General features: G+C 63.1%; 15 protein-coding genes and 1 pseudogene. 8 read left to right on the top strand and 8 right to left on the bottom strand.

The window, feature by feature from the left end; genetic code table 11:
• A partial coding sequence (locus A37O_RS0107715; protein WP_018296929.1) for an integrase core domain-containing protein occupies nt 1–214 on the top strand: 214 nt, incomplete at its 5' end.
• An 83-nt stretch (nt 215–297) separates the two neighbouring features.
• Here the strand turns inward: A37O_RS0107715 and A37O_RS0107710 are convergent.
• Nucleotides 298–906, bottom strand: coding sequence for a YdhK family protein (locus A37O_RS0107710; RefSeq protein ID WP_026196239.1), 609 nt, complete (start codon nt 904–906; stop codon nt 298–300).
• Between the two features lie 357 nt (nt 907–1,263).
• On the opposite strand from A37O_RS0107710, the gene A37O_RS0107705 reads away from it, so the two are divergent.
• From A37O_RS0107705 to A37O_RS0107695, 3 genes are all read left to right on the top strand, one after another.
• On the top strand, nt 1,264–1,686 hold the full coding sequence (locus A37O_RS0107705) for a four-helix bundle copper-binding protein (RefSeq protein ID WP_211208362.1): 423 nt from the start codon (nt 1,264–1,266) through the stop codon (nt 1,684–1,686).
• Nucleotides 1,687–1,868: 182 nt separating this feature from the next.
• On the top strand, nt 1,869–4,304 hold the full coding sequence (locus A37O_RS0107700) for a phosphoketolase family protein (protein WP_018296926.1): 2,436 nt from the start codon (nt 1,869–1,871) through the stop codon (nt 4,302–4,304).
• Between the two features lie 419 nt (nt 4,305–4,723).
• On the top strand, nt 4,724–5,608 hold the full coding sequence (locus tag A37O_RS0107695) for a fructose bisphosphate aldolase (protein ID WP_018296925.1): 885 nt from the start codon (nt 4,724–4,726) through the stop codon (nt 5,606–5,608).
• Between the two features lie 111 nt (nt 5,609–5,719).
• Here the strand turns inward: A37O_RS0107695 and A37O_RS0107690 are convergent, their stop codons facing one another.
• The 6 genes from A37O_RS0107690 to A37O_RS0107665 form a co-directional block, all read right to left on the bottom strand.
• Nucleotides 5,720–6,772 carry a type II glyceraldehyde-3-phosphate dehydrogenase gene (locus A37O_RS0107690; protein WP_018296924.1) on the bottom strand — a complete coding sequence of 351 codons (1,053 nt, stop codon included), beginning with the start codon at nt 6,770–6,772 and terminating at the stop codon, nt 5,720–5,722.
• Nucleotides 6,773–6,859: 87 nt separating this feature from the next.
• Nucleotides 6,860–7,522: a DUF305 domain-containing protein gene (locus A37O_RS0107685; RefSeq protein WP_018296923.1), complete on the bottom strand. Its 663-nt coding sequence runs from the start codon at nt 7,520–7,522 to the stop codon at nt 6,860–6,862.
• A gap of 91 nt (nt 7,523–7,613) precedes the next feature.
• Nucleotides 7,614–9,794, bottom strand: coding sequence for a copper-translocating P-type ATPase (locus tag A37O_RS0107680; protein ID WP_018296922.1), 2,181 nt, complete (start codon nt 9,792–9,794; stop codon nt 7,614–7,616).
• A 50-nt stretch (nt 9,795–9,844) separates the two neighbouring features.
• A complete protein-coding gene (locus A37O_RS0107675; protein ID WP_006284595.1) occupies nt 9,845–10,177 on the bottom strand; it encodes a heavy-metal-associated domain-containing protein in 333 nt (110 codons plus the stop codon).
• Nucleotides 10,178–10,287: 110 nt separating this feature from the next.
• Nucleotides 10,288–11,436 (bottom strand): sensor histidine kinase, encoded by a 1,149-nt coding sequence (locus tag A37O_RS0107670; protein ID WP_018296921.1) that lies wholly within the window; start codon nt 11,434–11,436, stop codon nt 10,288–10,290.
• Entirely contained in the window at nt 11,433–12,155 is a 723-nt protein-coding gene (locus A37O_RS0107665) for a response regulator transcription factor (RefSeq protein WP_018296920.1), read from the bottom strand. Before A37O_RS0107665 ends, A37O_RS0107670 begins: the two co-directional genes overlap by 4 nt.
• 403 nt (nt 12,156–12,558) lie before the next feature.
• On the opposite strand from A37O_RS0107665, the gene A37O_RS0107660 reads away from it, so the two are divergent.
• The 4 genes and pseudogenes from A37O_RS0107660 (at nt 12,559) to lnt (ending at nt 16,948) form a co-directional block, all read left to right on the top strand.
• Nucleotides 12,559–13,134 carry a CueP family metal-binding protein gene (locus tag A37O_RS0107660; protein WP_018296919.1) on the top strand — a complete coding sequence of 192 codons (576 nt, stop codon included), beginning with the start codon at nt 12,559–12,561 and terminating at the stop codon, nt 13,132–13,134.
• 82 nt (nt 13,135–13,216) lie between these two features.
• Complete coding sequence (locus tag A37O_RS0107655; protein ID WP_018296918.1) at nt 13,217–14,701, top strand: multicopper oxidase family protein; 1,485 nt, start codon at nt 13,217–13,219, stop codon at nt 14,699–14,701.
• Between the two features lie 103 nt (nt 14,702–14,804).
• Nucleotides 14,805–15,248: pseudogene (gene ccsA / locus A37O_RS14980) on the top strand (cytochrome c biogenesis protein CcsA); the annotation flags it as partial.
• A 158-nt stretch (nt 15,249–15,406) separates the two neighbouring features.
• Nucleotides 15,407–16,948, top strand: a complete 1,542-nt coding sequence (lnt, locus tag A37O_RS0107645) for an apolipoprotein N-acyltransferase (protein ID WP_245533814.1) — start codon at nt 15,407–15,409, stop codon at nt 16,946–16,948.
• 230 nt (nt 16,949–17,178) lie between these two features.
• On the opposite strand, the gene A37O_RS0107640 is transcribed toward lnt, so the two are convergent.
• Nucleotides 17,179–17,931, bottom strand: coding sequence for a M23 family metallopeptidase (locus A37O_RS0107640; RefSeq protein ID WP_018296915.1), 753 nt, complete (start codon nt 17,929–17,931; stop codon nt 17,179–17,181).
• Nucleotides 17,932–18,361 lie beyond the last annotated feature (430 nt).

Here is an 18,361-nt window from a genome sequence, read left to right as displayed (position 1 = left end):
GTTGGCGGAAACGGTCAACGGTCTCTACAAGACCGAGCTGATCTATCCCCACCGGCCGTGGGCGTCGGTTGGGGAAGTCGAGATCGCGACCCTTCGCTGGGTGTACTGGTGGAACAACCACCGCCTGCACGAGTCATTGGGATACATCACCCCACAAGAGATGGAAGACGCCTACTATCAACAATCACACGCCCAGCCGTTGGGCGTTCAATAAGCGGAACGAAAACCAGGACGCTTCAACTCGGCCACGGCGAACCGGGCCCGAGCCCGAGGTGCTGAGGTTGCGGTTGGTGGGTCTTACTCTGCCGGGGCGATCTCGCTTTCGGTGACCCACTTGTGATTGGTCATGGTCATCCCGTCGACGGTGAGATCAACCATGTAGACCGTCTCATCCGTGGAATAGTCGATGGTGGCCTCCACACCCTTCATTCCCGACATGTGCTCGGCATCCAAGACGACCTCGGACCCCTCCGGCAGGGGGGCCTGGCCCGGATCGAGAAGCTCCTCGTGGACCACCCACCGGTGGTCGGTGACCGGGTCCCCGCCGTCGGTGGGGGTGTAGCTGACCGAGTAGGTCGTGGTGTCAAACGCACCGGCGATCGTCGCCTCAGCACCCTCCATGCCCGGCATGTGGTCCGCGGTGAGGACGACCTCGGTGTCCACCGGGTAGGTGGGATTTTCCTCTGCTGCGATCCCTGCCGGGGGTTGCCCACCATCAGTCGGATGGTCATGGCCCTCTGCACCCATCTGATGGTTCATGCCGGTCTCCTCGGAGGACTGTGTGGCCGTCTCCGAGGTGGTGGTGGTCGTGGTCTCGGGGGCATCGGATGCAGTGTCGTCCGTGCAGGCGGCCAGGGCCAGGGAGGAGGTCAGGGTGAGGGCGGCGAGGGCAATGGTGCGCTTCATGATAATGCTTTCTAGGTTTCTTGGTTGGTGCAGGAGCTGAGACTCAGCGAGGGATGGTGCTTCAAGTGCGTCGTGGTTTATCACTCCTCCTGCTCGATAGGTGCCACTGGGTGGAGGCTGTGGGTAGGGCAGCGTCCGGCTCTTGGGAGCCTGTGGCCGACCCACTCGGCGTAGCTACGGCCGAGCATTCGCCACGTTACTTAGGGAGTTTCTAGCGGCTGGTAGCCACTAGGTGGAGGTTGGGGTTCTTCATGAAATCTTCATGGTCCAGCCCTGGATTCCGGCCAGTCGGGCCTCTAGGGTCGAGGGTGTGGGCCGGTCGGCTCGACCGGCCCGTCTTTCCGGACCGAATCGAGAATGGAGCACGACATGACCCATCACGTACGCACCATGCTGGAGACCCACCCGAAGGACCTAGGCCAGATCGACAAGGACAAACTGGCCGAATGCATCACCGCCTGCTTCGAGTGCGCCCAGACCTGCACCGCCTGCGCGGATGCCTGCCTGGGTGAGGACATGGTCGCGGAGCTGACCACTTGCATCCGCCTCAACCTCGACTGTGCTGACATCTGTGATGTCACCGGCCGCGTGCTCTCCCGGCCCACCGACTGGAATGTCACCCTTATCCGCTCCGTCCTGGAGGCTTGTCGTACTGCCTGCCAGGCCTGTGGAGAAGAATGCGCCCGCCACGCTGAGATGCCCGAGCACTGCACAGTCTGCGCCGAAGCCTGCCGCCGGTGCGAACAGGCCTGTACTGAACTGCTCGCCACCTTGGACTAACCCCGACCCACGACCACGCTCACTGTTTCCGCCATATCTTTCCTATGCAGGGGTTTTCGACCTCCCGGAACATTGTGAACGAGACGTTGCTCCAGCACTAGTCTTCCGCTCCTGCGGTTTTGGCCACGAAGTGCAGGGCAGTAGCTCAGATCATCGACAATCCGAGGGAAAGCACAGAGGACATGATAAATAACACTGCTAGAACGCACTCTGATGGTGGTGTCCTGACACCGACCGAACTCACCCACCTTCACGCCTGGTGGCGAGCAGCGAACTATCTGTCCGTCGGACAGATCTACCTGATGGACAATCCCCTACTGCGCGAGCCGTTGCAGCCCGAACACATCAAACCTCGATTGTTGGGGCACTGGGGCACCACCCCGGGGTTGAACTTCATCTACGCGCATTTAAACCGCAGCATCATCAAACGCGATCTCAACATGATCTACATCATGGGCCCCGGCCATGGCGGTCCAGGCCCGGTGGCGGCGGGATGGCTGGAAGGGACCTACAGCGAGACCTACCCAGACGTGGGCCAGGACCTGGAGGGGATGAAACAGCTGTTTAAGCAGTTCTCCTTCCCCGGGGGTATTCCCAGCCATGTGGCTCCGGAAACCCCTGGCTCCATTCACGAAGGGGGGGAACTGGGATACGCTCTCTCACACGCCTACGGGGCAGCCTTCGACAACCCCGACCTTATTGTTGCGGCCGTGGTGGGCGACGGGGAGGCGGAAACCGGCCCGCTGGCAGCCAGCTGGCACTCCAATAAGTTCATGAATCCCGCACGCGACGGAGCCGTTTTGCCGATCCTGCACCTCAATGGCTACAAGATCGCTAGTCCCACCGTCCTGGCACGGATTGACCATGACGAGTTGGACGACTTGCTGCGCGGCTACGGGCATACTCCCTACTACGTTGAGGGTCACGATCCGGAACAGATGCACCAGGATTTCGCCCGAGCACTGGACACCTGTCTTGATGACATTCGGGAGATCCAGCACCGTGCCCGCGAAAGCGGAGAGACGGAAAGGCCCCGCTGGCCGATGATTGTGCTGCGTTCCCCCAAAGGATGGACCGGCCCGGCCGAAGTGGACGGGCAGGACGTGGAAGGGTCCTGGCGCTCCCACCAGGTTCCCTTCAGTGCGGCACGGGAAAACGATAGCCACCGGAAGATCCTGGAGGACTGGTTGCGCAGCTACCGCCCGGAGGAGCTCTTCGACGACTCCGGGGAACCGGTCGAAGAGGTCCGCATTCTGCACCCTCCCGGGGACAGACGGATGAGTGCCAACCCCCATGCCAATGGCGGCACTTTATTGCGGGACCTGCGGATACCCGATTTCCGCGACTATGCTGTCCCGGTAGAACAACCCGGGACCGGTCAGGTTGAGGCAACCCGAGTGCTCGGGCAGATGCTTCGGGACATTCTGGCTACAAATCTGCACAATTTTCGTGTCTTCGCCCCGGATGAAAACAACTCCAACCGCCTGACAGCGGTTTTGGAGGCCACGGACCGGGCCTGGAACGTCGGAACAGTCCCCGGGGATGATCATCTGGCCCGTGATGGGCGAGTCATGGAAATCCTGTCCGAGCACACCTGCCAGGGTTGGCTGGAAGGCTACCTGCTCACCGGTCGGCACGGGTTCTTCTCCTGCTATGAGGCCTTCATCCATATTGTGGACTCGATGTTTAACCAGCATGCCAAGTGGCTGGACACGACCAATGGCATCCCGTGGCGCAGGCCGATCGCCTCCTTGAACTATCTGGTGACCTCCCACGTCTGGCGGCAGGACCACAATGGTTTTTCCCATCAGGATCCCGGCTTCATCGACCATGTGCTCAACAAGAAACCCGAGGTCATCCGGGTATACCTACCACCGGACGCGAACACGCTGCTGTCGGTGGCCGACCACTGTCTGCGCAGCCGTCAGTATGTCAATGTCATCGTCGCCGGCAAACAGCCACAGCTGCAATACCTAGACATGGACGACGCCATCGTTCACTGCACCAAGGGCATCGGCATCTGGGACTGGGCCAGCACACACCCGGACACGGAACCGGATGTGGTGCTTGGTTGTGCCGGGGACGTTCCCACCATGGAGACCCTCGCCGCCGTGGACCTTTTGCGCTCCCACTTCCCGGATCTGTCCATCCGGGTGGTCAACGTCGTAGACCTCCTTCGGCTGCAACACGAGTCCGAAGGCCCGCACGGGCTGTCGGACACCGACTTCGACGCGCTGTTCACCACGGACAAGCCAGTGATCTTCGCCTACCACGGTTATCCGTGGTTGATCCACCGGCTCACCTACCGGCGGACCAACCACGGGAACTTCCATGTTCACGGCTTTAGAGAGGAAGGCACCACGACGACACCGTTCGATTTGTGCGTACTCAACCGGATCGACCGGTTCCACCTGGCCATGGCGGTGATTGACAGAGTGCCGCGGCTCAAGGACGTCTCGGCCACCGTGCGCGAAAAATTCAAGAACGCCCTGATCGAACACCACCAGTACATCCGCACCCACGGCGAAGACATGCCGGAAATCAACAACTGGCAATGGACAGCTGTCCCCGGCCCCGGCCTTCGATGCGAGCAGGAAGCACGAGAGGAACCGCTCTAACATGGCACCGTCACATCCTCGGAAGACATCACCGCCCTTGTCGTCGAATCATCTCGCCACTTTGCCCTATGATGCGGTGCTGTTCGACATGGACGGGGTCGTTACCCGGACTGCCAGCGTGCATGCGGCGGCCTGCAGAACAAATCTACCCCGGACCTAACCAGGTGAGAAAACCCATGATGTCTACCAAGCAGGCCGAAGCCAGGAGCATGACCGGTTCCCTTCGGCGGAGAGCACAGCTGCCGAAGACCCACGCTGGCCGGGCACCACCGGGGAAGAACCGTCATGACGCAGATCCTCGGTATTTACCTAACTAGACTGGAACCGTACCGGGATACGACAACGAGCACAGTTGCCTGGGACCGAGGCACAGTGGGCTCCACGACATGGTCACAACTCGCTAGGCGGAAGGACGTTTCATGGACGTAGGAAAATACGACAAGGTCAGGGCCGGTACCGGCTTCATCGCGGCGTTGGATCAAAGCGGGGGCAGTACCCCGAAAGCGCTGAAACTTTATGGGATCAACGAGGACGCCTACTCCAGTGGGGAGGAGATGTTTGGTCTGGTGCATAAGATGCGCACTCGCATCATTACCAGCCCCAGTTTCGACGGTGACCGGATCCTCGGGGCGATTTTGTTCGAGGACACAATGGACCGCGACATCGGGGGAATGCCTACAGGGGATTATCTGTGGAAAGTCAAAGACATTGTGCCGTTCCTCAAGATTGACAAGGGCCTGGCGGAAGAAACCCACGGGGCTCAGGTCATGAAGCCCCTCCCTGATCTGGACAACCTGCTCGAGCGTGCGGTAAGCAAGCACATGTTCGGCACCAAAATGCGCTCGTTCATCAGGCTTCCCGGGGAGGGGGTGGACGCTGTCGTTGCGCAGCAGTTCGCGATCGCTCAGCAGATCCTCCGGTTCGGGCTGGTACCCATTGTCGAGCCTGAGGTCGACATCCACAGCCCCCGGAAGATCGAGGTAGAAGACCAGCTCCGGGTGACCCTGCGCAAAGAGCTCGACCAGCTGAAGGAGGACCAGGCGGTCATCCTCAAACTGACGCTTCCCGAAACTGATGACTTCTACCGCGAGCTCGTGGAACATCGGCGGGTGATCCGGGTGCTGGCACTATCAGGCGGCTACTCCCGCGCGGAAGCTAACGCTCGCCTGGCACGCAACCCCGGAATAATCGCCAGTTTCTCCCGCGCCCTGACCGAAGGGCTCACCGTCACCCAGGACGACCGCGAATTCGACGCTGTCCTGGATGAAACAATCGGCACTATCGCGGAAGCCTCACGCACCTGACTACGCCTTCCGAGAAGGCGCGGTGCGCCTGATCAACTGCTTATACAGCGGTGCCCGACCCAGACATGAGCGATCTGGGTCGGGCACCGCCGTGGGCGTCTCCTGCTGGAATCAGCCGTTGGGCAGAGGTGAGAAAAAGTCCGCGCGCACCCCCAGGGCACGGTCGGTGCGCTGGATGGACTCATCACCGTCTTCCACGGTGCCAGCCAGGGCACGGATTGCGTCGATGTTCTCGGGGACGACGATGGCCTGGTTGTCGACCGTGTACGTCCAGAACAACTCATTGCCCTGCACGGTCAGGATATCTTCCCAGATGGCGACCTCATACATATCGCCCCGTGGCCGGCCTAGATCTCGCATCAATTCGACGGTGCTGTTGACCGCCACGATTCCATCGGCGCGCCGCACGAAAGCGATCCGCGGCATCGCCTTCAACGCTTCGAGAACCTCTTCTGTGTCTGCCGGGCGGGTTAGCTCGATGGTCCAGAAATGCAGGTGGTTGTGGGTGTGCGCTCCCTTGGCCGCCATGGTCACCACATCCAGGTCGGGGACCACCGACTGGGCGTCTGGGCCTTGATGGCTGGGAATACGACCTTCGGGAACTATGGTGTTCATGATCCCCGAGTGGTCGGATTCCCACGGATCGGTGGCCCGGCGGACAAGCACTCCCCGCGCTTTGGACAGCAATCCAGCGTCCTGGAGTGCGGTAAGGGTGCGGACAGTGCCGGTGGTGTTGCAGGAAACCACGCGGGTGGTGTCGCGTCCAAGCGTGGAACTGTAGTTGGCGTGGGCAACGAAGGAGTGGCCGGTGAGACTGTGCTTCTCCCCGCCCTGGAACACGGACTTGACTCCATGGGTGCGATAGAGGTCGAGGTTGCCGGCCCCGATGGTGGACGGGGTGCAGTCCACCACGACATCCGCGTTGTCGAGCAGGTCCGGTAGTTTCCCGGCGATGGGATATCCGGCAGCGCTCATCTCTTGGTGGGCTTCTTCGGTGGAGGCATAGACCGGGATGCCCTGCGTGATGGCGGTGGCGACCCGGTAATCGGTGGTGACGTCGCTGACCCCGAGGAGTTCCATGTCCTCCTGGGCTCTCACCGCGTCGGCTACACGTTTACCGATGACACCGTACCCGTTTACTGCAACCTTGATTTTATTCGGCATGCTGATTGTCCTTCCCGGAAATCCTGGTTTGGCCCGATGGCCGTATGGTCGTGTTTCTCATCTGGGGTGGTCGGGGAATGTCCTTGTTCAGAGCTCGTTGAGCATCTGCTCCATCTCGGCGATCTCGGCCTCCTGATCTTCAATGACCTGCTCAGCCAGAGCGATGGCCTGCGGGTTCTGGCCATCAGTGACCTCATCACGGGCCATATCGACCGCGCCCTCATGGTGGGCGGTCATCTGCTCAAGGTAGAGCCGGGCAGCCTCGGTGCCCTGGGCATCCTCGAGGGCTGTCATGTCCTCCTCGCTCATCATTCCACTCATCCCGCCATGGTCCATCTCACCCATATCACCGGTGACCGGATCTTCTTCCCAGGCCTCGAGCATGGTATTCATCCGGTCGATCTCCGGGCCCTGGGCATCGATAACACCCTGGGCGAACTCGATGACCTCGGCCGGGATATCGTCCTTGGCCAGGAGGATTTCACTCATCTCCACGGCCTGTTGGTGATGCAGGATCATCATCTGCGCGAACATGATGTCCGCGTCATTGTGCTCGGCGGAGACCTCTCCGGCCGCCCCCGTCTCTGTCTCAGGATCCGTGGTGGCCCCGGTCGTTTCGGTGGTGTCGGGGGCGGACGTAGTGGCGATGGTCGTGGTGTCGGTGTTTTCTCCCTCAGTGTTATCTGCACAGGCGGACAAAACCAGGGTGGAGGTCAAGGCGGGAGCGGCGATGGTGATGGTGCGCTTCATGGGGGTTCCCTTTCGGAGGTTGTGTATGGGGGAGTCGATGAAGGATTGAAAGTCAGCGGACGGGGGCTGCAGAGCTCACAGTAGCCTTCTCCTACTTCCCGTCGGTCGGAGCCAGGTGAGCCGGGTCCAGGTCGATCCGGCGTAGCAGCTGGGCGTTGAGGGCGACGATGATTGTGGACAGGGACATCAAGATGGCGGCGGCCGCCGGGGGAAGCATCACACCGATAGGGGCGAGCACACCGGCGGCCAGGGGAACGGCGAGGATGTTGTACCCGGTCGCCCAGACCAGGTTCTGGACCATCTTGCGGTAGCTGGCATGGGAGAGCTCGATCATCGACAGCACGGCCCGCGGGTCATCACTGGCTAGGACCACCCCGGCAGATTCCATCGCCACATCTGTACCCGCGCCAATCGCAATACCGACCTCGGCCCGGGCCAGGGCCGGGGCGTCATTGACACCGTCGCCGACCATGGCCACGCTCAGACCGCGCTCCTGCAGCTGGGTGACCTTGGTGTCCTTGTCCTGCGGCAGAACCTCGGCGAAGACCTCATCGATCCCCAGATCCTTGCCCACTGCCTGGGCGACCTGGGTGGCGTCACCGGTGATCATCGCCACCTTCACCCCGCGGGCCTGCAGGGCGCGCACCGCCGCGCGGGATTCGGGGCGGATCTTGTCCTCGACGGCCACGGCACCGATGATCTCACCGTCGCGGACGACGTGGAGCACTCCGGCGCCTCGCTGCGCCCAGGAACCGGTGATGTCGGTGAGCTCACCCGGGATGGTCAGACTGAATTCGCGCAACATGTTCGGCCCACCCACGAGGATTTGGGTGCCATCGACAGTGGCCCGGATCCCGCGGCCGGAGGCGGCGGTGAAACCGGTTGCGCGCAGTGGGCGGCGTGAGGCCTCCGGGTGTGCGGCCGCGGCAGCCACGATCGCCCGGGCCACGGGATGCTCGCTATCGGCCTCGGCGGCGGCGGCCAGGGACAGCAGCTCGCCCTCGGTAATGCCGTCGGCAGCCATGATGTCGGTGACGGCGTGTGCGCCTTCGGTCAGGGTGCCGGTCTTATCAAACAAGACCACGTCGATGGTGCGCATGTGCTCCAAGGCCAACCGGTCCTTGATCAGCACCCCGGATTTCGCGGCCCGCTCGGTGGAGATCGCGATGACCAGGGGGATGGCCAGGCCCAGGGCGTGCGGACAGGCGATGATCAGCACGGTCACCGCGCGGACCACGGCATCATCGGGGCTGCCGATGATGGTCCAGACCACGGCGGTGATCAGAGCCGCGATCAGGGCGAACCAGAACAGGAAGGCTGCGGCTCGATCGGCCAGGGCCTGGGCCCGGGAGGAGGAGGCCTGGGCATCGGCGACCATGCGCTGGATGCCTGCCAGGGCGGTGTCCCCACCGGTGGCCTCCACCCGGACCCGGACGGTGTTGTCGGTGGCCACGGTGCCGGCCACCACGGTCTCACCGGTATCCCGGAAGACGGGGCGGGATTCACCGGTGATCATGGCCTCATCGAATTCGGCCGCTCCGTCGATGATGGTCCCGTCGGCCGGGACGCGGGCACCGGCTCGGACCAGCACGACATCGTCGACGGCCAGCTCTGAGATCGCTACGGTGCGGGTGGTCCCGTCGACGACCTTCTCGGCCTCATCGGGCAGGAGCGCTGCCAGCGCGTCAAGCGCGGAGGAGGCTCCACCAAGAGCGCGCATCTCCAGCCAGTGGCCCAGCAGCATGATGGTCACCAGCAGGGCCAGTTCCCACCAGAAATCTAGGTGGAACCCGCCCAGCCCCAGGGTGGTGACCCAGGAGGCGATAAACGCCACGGCGATCGCCATGGCGATCAGGAGCATCATGCCCGGTTGGCGTGATTTCAGCTCGGTCATTGCGCCCTTGAGGAAGGGGGTGCCGCCGTAGAGGAAGATGATCGTGCCCAGGACCGGAGGAATCCAGTAGGCTCCCGGAATCTCCGGAATATTATATCCCAGCAGGTCGGCGAACATCGGGCTGAAGAACACCACCGGAACCGACAGGATCAGCGACCACCAGAAGCGGTCCCGGAACATCGCGGCGCTGTGGCCGGTGTGTTCACCGTGATCGTGGACCTGGTGTTCTTCATCGACAGTGGAATGCGGATGATCGTGCGGCATGGCCTGGTCGTGGGTGGCGGCATCCGCATGGTGCTCGTGACCGGCATGATTCGGATGGTGGGTGTGGTCTGTTTCCGGAGCGGGGTGATCACCGTGGTGGTGGGGAGTGCTCATGAGGTTCCTTCCGCTCAACCCGGTCGGGGTCGAGATGATGGGCGAATCGATCAGGACAAGACGGTGTAGCCGGTCTCCTCAATCGCCCGGTGGACGGTTTCCAGGGGCACGGAACCCGTGACCGTGACGATGGAGACCCCACCGGCGATGAGGTCGACCTGGACGTCGTCGACCTGGGGCAGAGCGCTCACCGCCTCGGTGACGTTGCCGGCGCAGTGTCCGCAGGTCATGCCTGTGACCTGGTAGGTGGTGGGACCTTCAGGTGTTGCGTCGGTTGCCGCGGCCACGGCCGGGGCGGAGACGGTCGCGGACGGCGTAGAGGGCGCGCAGCATCCACAACCGTCGGAGGCCAGCGGCAGCAAGGGGGAAGTCGGGGTGGTCATCGGATCGCTCCTGTGGGATCGGGGTATCAGGCGGGGTTTCCCCTCCCATTATATACCCCTATGGGGTATTGTCCAGGGGTTGATACGGATCGCTGCCGAGGTCATCAAAATTATTGTCCCCGGGAGTGGGGGTCACTGAGCATCAGGGACACGTTTTCCTGGTGCAGGGGAAGACGGATGGTGAAGACCGATCCGGCACCGGGGCCAGGAGAGGTGGCGGTGAGAGTGCCGCCGTGGGCCTCGATCAATGCCTTGGAGATGGTCAGACCGATACCGGCCCCGCCGTTGTCCCGGCTGCGGGCGGCATCCCCCCGGTAGAAGCGTTCGAAGATGTGTCCGAGCTGGCCAGGTGGGATGCCCTCGCCGTCATCGGCGACGTGGATGAGCGCGGTGGACGCCCCCTGTCGGTGGACGCTGATCCGGACCTGCCCGCCGGCCGGGGTGTGCCGTAGCGCGTTCGACAGGAGATTGCTCATCACCTGGCCGAAGCGTTGCCGGTCCACGAGCACCCGGGCGGTGTCCGTAATGGTCTCGACCTGTAAATCGACGCCTTTGTCAGCATAAGCTTCCCCCGCGGCAGCAGCGGCGGTATCGAGCAGATCCCCGAGCCCTTCCTCCGCCAGGTCCAAATCGATCCGGTGTTCCTGGGCCCGGGAGACATCGTCGATGTCTTCCATCAACCGGGTCAGGCGGGTGAGTTGGTCAGCCATGATCGTGTGGGTGGCATTATTCCAGTCCACGACCCCGTCCTGGAGACCATCGAGGTAGACCCTGAGCACCGATAAGGGGGTGCCCATTTCGTGGGCCAGATCAGAGAGCATCTGGCGGCGGACCTGTTCGGTGTGTTCCAGCCGGTCGGCCATGGTGTTGAAGGCATGCGCCAGGGTGGTGACCTCGGGGCCTGCTTCTCCGGCGGGCACGCGGATACGGTAGTTGCCGGCCGTCAGGCTGGTAGCGGCGCGGGTGAGATCCTGCAGGGGGGTGCGCAGGCGACGCGATAACCACAGGCTGGCCAGCAGGGCGCTGATCAAGGCGGTGGGCAGGGCGACGGCCAGGGTGATCAGGTTGGCGTCCCGGTAGGCCTGCTCGGCATGGAACAGCTCCAGCGAGGGGTCCTCCCGGCCGGTCATCAACATATGATCATGGAACAGGGTCGGGCCCACCACCGTGGCCACGGCCGCGGCCACCAGCAGGCTAATCACCACGACCAACACCTGGGCGGCCAGGAAGCGGAAGGTCAGGCCGGGTCCGTGATTCATGGCTGCCCCACCCGGTAGCCCACGCCACGCACGGTGTCGATAAACCCCCGGCCCCGGGTGTCGGTGCCGAGCTTGCGACGCAAGTTGCCGATGTGGACATCGACGATGCGTTCATCACCGACCCAGGTGGTGTCCCAGACCTCGGTGACCAGGTCGTGGCGGGTCAGCACCTGGCCGGGGCGCAGGGCCAGGGCAACCAGCAGCTCGAACTCCGTGCGGGTGAGCTCCACGGTCGTCTCCCCCACCCGCACCTGATGGGCGACGGGGTCAAGGATGAGGTCACCAACGATCAAGGGGGTGGTCACCTGCGGTGGGGTGGCGCTGGTGCGCGGGCGGCGCAGCACCGCATGCACCCGGGTCACCAGTTCCCGGATGCTAAAAGGTTTGGTGATGTAGTCATCCGCCCCCAGGGTCAAACCGCTGATCTTGTCGTCCTCGCTGCCACGCGCGGTGAGCATGAGGATGTAGCAGTCCGAGAAGGTGCGGATCCGTCGGCACACCTCCAGGCCGTCGGGTTCGGGCAGCCCCAGATCCAGCACCACAACATCGGGGGAAAAGCGACGGGCCTCGTCCACGGCCTGGGTGCCGGTGTGCGCCTGGCGGGTGTCGAAGCCGGCCCGGATGAGGTAGGAGGCCACCATCTGAGCCAGGGGTTGTTCATCATCGACGACCAGCACCCGCCCCGGGGGCGTGGCGGTGGTCGGTGTGCGGTCAGCCATAGACCCCAGTATCGCTCCGGCCAGGGGAGAATACCACCCTCGCTCAGTGCCCGGCGGGGAAACCTTCATCAAATCTTCAAACATCACCCTTCGACCGCCGTCACCCCTGTGCCCCACCCCGGGCCGGCGGCATCGCCTCCCCTGGTCAGTTCAGCAGGCGCCACCAGGGATTTCACTGCCTGCACCGCATATCCGGGGCGGGTAGAAGGACATCGCCCACGGCTGTGGGGTGGTGTCCCGGTGGTGACCCAGCCCACCGGAGTCACCCCCTTTTCGCCCTGTTATAAGGCTGTGAGCAGGGTTTTTGATTTCTGGGCCGTCAGGCACCCGTGCTAGAAAAGGTATGGCATCGACCTTGAGGCGGTGTCTTCTCACGGTCCTACCACGATCCAAGGAGATTGACGTGAAACGAGCAGCGATCGCAGCCGCCGCCCTTGCCCTCGCCCTCACGGGGTGTTCGGCCGCCGACCCGGAACCCACCGCCGACGGGACGGCGTCCCAGGATACATTCCTGACTACCCATGGCCTGGCCGCCATGGACGCGGTGGAGATCATTGATCACCTCGACCGGCAGAAGGTCACTGAGCGTCCCACGGATCTGATCGCCTCCGTGCGTGCCGATGAACTGCTGCTCTCGAGCGATGACCAGGAAGTCGTGGTCGATCTTCCCGACAATCAGACGTATGTCTCGGTTGCTCCGTATATCACCTCCACCCACGACTGCTTCTACCACAGCCTCACGACCTGCCTGGGGGAACTCGACAATGAGGATATCCAGGTCACGATCACCGATGAAGCGACCGGCGAGGTCCTGATCGATGAGCAAACCACCACCTTCGACAACGGGTTTGTCGGCTTCTGGATCCCCGATGAGACCACCGGCACCATCGAGATCACCCATCAGGGACGCACCGGTGTCACCGAGTTCTCCACCACCGAGGACGGGGCCACCTGTGTCACGGACCTGCGCCTGACCTGATGCCTCAGCAGTGGGTTTCCCCTGATCCTTCCCCTGATCCTTCCCCTGTGTCACTCAGACTTGCACCAAGGACGGTTTAACCATGACAAGTAATTTTTCCCGGCGACAGTTTCTGCTCGGCGGGCTCGTACTCGCCGGCACCGGCGCCCTGGCCGCCTGCACCAGCGACCCTGGACCCGCTGCCTCGGCACCAGGTCCCTCCCTTCGCCCCACTCCCACCCCCACTGCGCTCGGTGAGCCGACGGTGCGCCGGACACTGACCGCCCGGCCCCTCTCTCTGGATATCGGCGGCATCGAAGCCAAGACGTGGGGATACGTCTCTGACACCGGGGATGCGGCCATTGAGGCCACCGCCGGCGACGTCCTCCAGGTCGATATCACCAATGAACTGCCTGAGAGCACCTCCATCCACTGGCATGGCATCGCACTCCACAACGCAGCCGACGGTGTGCCCGGCATGACCCAGGACCCCATTGAACCTGGCGAGTCTTTCTCCTATGTTTTTGAAGTCCCCCACGGTGGCACCTACTTCTACCACTCCCACAGCGGCCTACAACTCGACCGGGGTCTGCACGCCCCTCTGATCGTCCGCGACCCGGACGACGCAGAGGATCAGGACGTCGAATGGACCATCGTGCTCGACGACTGGCTGGACGGCATCGACGGCAGCAGTCCCGAAGATCAGCTGACCATGTTGACGGGGATGGACATGGGTGGCCACGGCGGGATGGATATGGGTGGTGAGGGGGGCATGATGGCCCACGGCACGCCCGATCCGGCTCTGGGCGGAGATGCCGGTGATGTCATGTATCCGCACTACCTCATCAACGGACGCATTCCCCGGGCGCACCGAACGTTTAATGCCCGACCGGGGGATAAAGCCCGCCTGCGGTTTATCAACTCCGGCGGTGACACCATCTTCAAGGTGGCTCTCGGTGGCCACCGCATGACCGTCACCCACACCGACGGCTTCCCTGTCCAGCCCTGGGAGACCGAATCGATCTACCTGTCGATGGGCGAGCGTGTCGACGTCGAGGTCATCCTCGGCGACGGCATCTTCCCGCTCACGGCTTTGGCGGTGGGTAAGGACGACCGCGCCTTCGCCGTCATCCGCACCGCCGGCGGCCAGGCCCCCCGCCCCGATGTCGACTTCCCCGAGTTGTCGTCCACCGGACTGTTTCTGTCCTCCCTGAAGCCAGCAGACCGTGCACTCCTGCCCGAGGGCACACCAGACCGAGAAGTCAGCATCGACCTGGGCGGGCAGATGATGCCGTATGAATGGAGCATTCTCACCGACGGCCAATCCTCCTCCGCGACCGTGCAGGAGGGCCAGCGCCTGCGGATGGTCATGCGCAACAGGACCATGATGCCCCATCCCATGCACATCCACGGCCACACCTGGGCGCTACCCGGCAGCGGCGGGCTACGCAAGGACACCGTCCTTCTCCGCCACGGTGAAACCATGATCGCCGACCTGATCGCTGACAACCCCGGTGAGTGGGCATTTCACTGCCACAACGCTTATCACCAGGAAACCGGGATGATGAGTTCCCTGCGGTACGCCTAACCCCACAGCAGGGTTGAGTGCCGAGGTGGGCAGAGTCGCTACAGACCACCCACCGGGCAGCACGATGACCTTCCTCGGTGTTGTGGTCTTCCGGGACAACCAGAACACCGTCTCCCTGGGCGCGGCGATTGGCATCGTCTCGGGCATCGCTTCCCTGCTTTACCTGCTGCGTATCTGGCAGCCGAAGGGTGCGGAGCGTGGCTTCTTCGGTGCTGTGGCCAAGCCGCTGCCGAGTGCGAAAAAGCTTGACGCCCTGGCCTACAAGTCCGCCATCATTACGTTGCCCGTGCTGGGGTTGGGCATTGTTCTGGGTGCGATCTGGGCGGAGGCCTCGTGGGGCCGGTTTTGGGGATGGGATCCGAAGGAGACCGCATCCTTTATCTCCTGGGTGCTCTATGCCGCCTACCTGCATGCCCGTGCCACGGCCGGGTGGCGCGATCACAAGGCCGCGTGGATCAATATCCTGGCCCTAGCCACGGTAATCTTCAACCTGCTTTTCATCAACCTGGTCGTCTCCGGCCTGCACTCCTACGCCGGCCTGAACTAAATCCGGATTCGTCAACGCTTTGCCGGACACCCCCAGATCCACTGGGAAAGTACTGAAAGTTGCTATCACATGACTCGAAGGATTGGGCATATATTCACAACTGAGCAGCAACCCGAAGAAGGCCGTGATCTCCGGTGAAGGCTAGTACTGCAGCAGACGTGACAGTCTCACGTCTTTCCCGGGGGATAGCCGGCGATAACTGGCGCAGATTGGCCGGTCCCACCGCGCTCATGATGGGAGCTGCGGTGGTCTGGTGGCTGGCGCTGCCGCCACGCGGTTGGTGGGTGCTGTTCCCGGTGGGCGTGACTATGTTCATGCTGGCTTTGGCAGGTCAACCACTACGTAACCGTTTGTGGCTCGGTGGGTTGGGCGGGGTGGTGCACTACGCTCTTGCTCTGCGCTGGCTCACCGACTTCAACACTGCCGGATACGCTGCTGTTGTTGCCGTTCAGGCGCTACTGTTAATGCTGGTTGCCGCGGTATCGCCTAACGAGGCGGCTTTTCGCAGCCGCTGGTCGGGGTGGTGGCTGCTCACCCCTGCTGCCCTGGTGTTATTGGAGGCTGTGCAGCACCGGTTCCCGTTCGGCGGTTTCCCGCTGTCCGCTTTCGGATACAGCCAGACCGATGGTCCTTTCATGGCGGCAGCGCCCCTGGGTGGGACTCTCCTGGTGACCGCGTTGGCCGCAGTTGCGGGGGCCGTTGTTACCGCTGTCATCTTCGGGCCGAGACGAGCCCGTGCAGCATCCGTGGTCGCAGTGGTCGTGGTACTCGCGGTACCGGCGTTCGCGCCAACGATCGTAGATGATACGGCAGAAGGCAGCCTTGACGTCGTGCTCGTGCAGGGTGGAGGCCCCCGCGGGCTTCGCGCGGTCAATACCGATCCGTTTGATACGACCCGCCGGCACCTACAGGCTGCCGAAGATATCACCGGGGACCCTGATCTGGTTCTGCTGCCCGAAAACGTCGTCAATATCGACGGCTCAATCGACGGGACGCGCGTTGATGCAGCTTTCGCTGAACTGGCCAGGCAACTCGACACGAACATCGTCGTCGGAATTACCGAATCCGAGGATCAACATTTCCGGAACGCATCCATAGTGTGGGGACCGGACGGGACCCGGTTAGGACGCTATGAGAAGCATCATCGTGTGCCGTTCGGCGAGTACATCCCTATGCGCAATCTGATTGAACGACTCAGCGAGGACGCACGGTTCATCCCCCGCGACGCCATTGCCGGAGAGGGACCGGCGGTGCTCGATCCCAGCGGGACACCACGATTGGGGATCGTCATTTCTTATGAGGTCTTCTTCGCCGACCGGGTCGCCGATGCCGTTCGCAATGGTGGGCAGCTACTCCTCGCACCGACCAACGCCGCGTCTTTTGTGACCGAGGAAGTACCTGCAATTGAAGTGGCCGCATCCCGGATGCGTGCCCGCGAGTTTGGCCGCACCGTTCTCCAGGCTGCCCCCACCGGATACTCCGCAGTTATCCAGCCCGACGGCACAGTCTCACAACTCAGTGGCCTGGGCACGAACGAACTGCTGACGGCAACCGTTCCCCTTCATACTGGTTTGACGCCGTATGCGCGCATGGGGGATACGCCCCTGTTGGTTCTCGCGATGCTGGCTCTTGCATGGCCTGCGGTTACCGGCCTCGTCAGCTGGCGCAGGAGAAGGCAGGTTACGGAAGTATCCCACTAAACGTGGATTACGGCACCTGCTCCTCGTTGGCGGGACGCTCGCCGCCCCCATATATGACGAGCACGGACTGCCTCCCCTGTGCCCCGGTCTGCCCCGCCTGGAGAAGCTATCAAGTCCGGGCTGTGTCGGCGATGAGTGAGAAGCGTCTCTGCGGTCTGAGGCGGGTGCCTCACGCCCAGTCACTGCCGCCGGTTCCGGTGTCGGGGCCGGTCCTGGTGAGTGCGGGAAGGTTAGAAGGTGACGCCGTGCTCGGCGAACCAGGGCAACGGGTCGCCCGCCCCGCTGCCAGTCGGGTAAAGCTCGAAGTGCAGGTGAGAGCCGGTGGAAACCCCCTGGTTGCCCATGCCAGCGATCCTCTGACCAGCGGTGACGCGTTCCCCAACGGTCACGTCGAGAGTCTCCATATGACCGTAGACGGCAATCGAGCCATCATCGTGCTGGATGCGGATCCACTGCCCGAAACCGGAGGCCGGGCCGGAGTCGATGACAGTGCCGCCCATCGCCGCGAGGATCGGGGTGCCCACGACGTTGGCGATGTCGATACCCGCGTGGAGGGTTCCCCAGCGCACGCCGAAACCGGAGGTGAAGGTGCCTTCAGCGGGCTTGACCACCGAGGGCGCGCGGGCAGCGCGCTCGTTCTCGGCCCGCTCGGCGTTGTACTGGATGGCCTTGTCCAGCTGCTCGTCGATGTTGGCGACCGGCTTGAATTCGGAGATCGCGAGAATCTGCGGTGCGGCCTGCGTCCCACTCGAGGACAGGGCCGTGTCGTTGGTGGCCAAATCCACCTCGACGGTGGCAGCCTCCGGGGAGACCGGAGCCTCGACCTTGGCCGGGGCTTGCAAGGTGGCGGCCGTGGCGCCACCGACGCCGGCGGATGAGACCGTGCCGGCGGCTACAGCCACGAGGGCGAGACGCCCCTTGGTCTGCGAGGTGGTGATCGTGCGGTGTTTTCCTCCGGATGACCGCGAAGCCTTCAGGCGCATGACTCTTCTTCCGTCGTTGTCCGTTGTCCCGCCCTGAGCAATTCCAGCGATATGTCCGTTGGAGATCAGACCGTTACCGTTCCGTTATCTAACGGAGGTAATACTAACGCCTGAACTTCTCCGATATCCACCTTGCGGCCCCTTTAGTGATCTTCTCCACACTGTCCCCAGCTCCCACCGGCGTGCGCTGGGGAACCCTCCACGCGGGTCTACGCCCTGTTTCGTGCCTGGCAACTATCCGGCACCTGGGCACAGATCGAAGCCGCCCTTCAGTCCCGAGCCGATGGCCAGGGACAACTCGGATGGGACATCTCCGTGGACTCGACTACCAGCCGGGCGCATATCCACGCCNCCGGAGCGCGGCGAGATTCCTCCGACCGCCTCGACGGCGAACCGGACAACCATGCCCTCGGCCGGTCTCGGGGCGGGT

This window comes from Corynebacterium lubricantis DSM 45231 (assembly GCF_000379425.1).
Taxonomy (GTDB): Bacteria; Actinomycetota; Actinomycetes; order Mycobacteriales; family Mycobacteriaceae; genus Corynebacterium; species Corynebacterium lubricantis.
The sequence above is the reverse complement of the archived record's forward strand: the minus strand, read 5'-3'. Positions and strand labels throughout refer to the sequence as shown.

Excerpts from the sequence above, each read along its gene's own strand:
- A37O_RS0107705 (WP_211208362.1), top strand. The coding sequence starts at position 1,264 with ATGGAGCACGACATGACCCATCACGTACGCACCATGCTGGAGACCCAC.
- A37O_RS0107670 (WP_018296921.1), bottom strand. The coding sequence starts at position 11,436 with ATGAATCACGGACCCGGCCTGACCTTCCGCTTCCTGGCCGCCCAGGTG.
- A37O_RS0107675 (WP_006284595.1), bottom strand. The coding sequence starts at position 10,177 with ATGACCACCCCGACTTCCCCCTTGCTGCCGCTGGCCTCCGACGGTTGT.
- A37O_RS0107700 (WP_018296926.1), top strand. The coding sequence starts at position 1,869 with ATGATAAATAACACTGCTAGAACGCACTCTGATGGTGGTGTCCTGACA.
- A37O_RS0107695 (WP_018296925.1), top strand. The coding sequence starts at position 4,724 with ATGGACGTAGGAAAATACGACAAGGTCAGGGCCGGTACCGGCTTCATC.
- A37O_RS0107640 (WP_018296915.1), bottom strand. The coding sequence starts at position 17,931 with ATGCGCCTGAAGGCTTCGCGGTCATCCGGAGGAAAACACCGCACGATC.
- A37O_RS0107690 (WP_018296924.1), bottom strand. The coding sequence starts at position 6,772 with ATGCCGAATAAAATCAAGGTTGCAGTAAACGGGTACGGTGTCATCGGT.
- A37O_RS0107685 (WP_018296923.1), bottom strand. The coding sequence starts at position 7,522 with ATGAAGCGCACCATCACCATCGCCGCTCCCGCCTTGACCTCCACCCTG.
- A37O_RS0107680 (WP_018296922.1), bottom strand. The coding sequence starts at position 9,794 with ATGAGCACTCCCCACCACCACGGTGATCACCCCGCTCCGGAAACAGAC.
- A37O_RS0107665 (WP_018296920.1), bottom strand. The coding sequence starts at position 12,155 with ATGGCTGACCGCACACCGACCACCGCCACGCCCCCGGGGCGGGTGCTG.
- A37O_RS0107710 (WP_026196239.1), bottom strand. The coding sequence starts at position 906 with ATGAAGCGCACCATTGCCCTCGCCGCCCTCACCCTGACCTCCTCCCTG.
- A37O_RS0107655 (WP_018296918.1), top strand. The coding sequence starts at position 13,217 with ATGACAAGTAATTTTTCCCGGCGACAGTTTCTGCTCGGCGGGCTCGTA.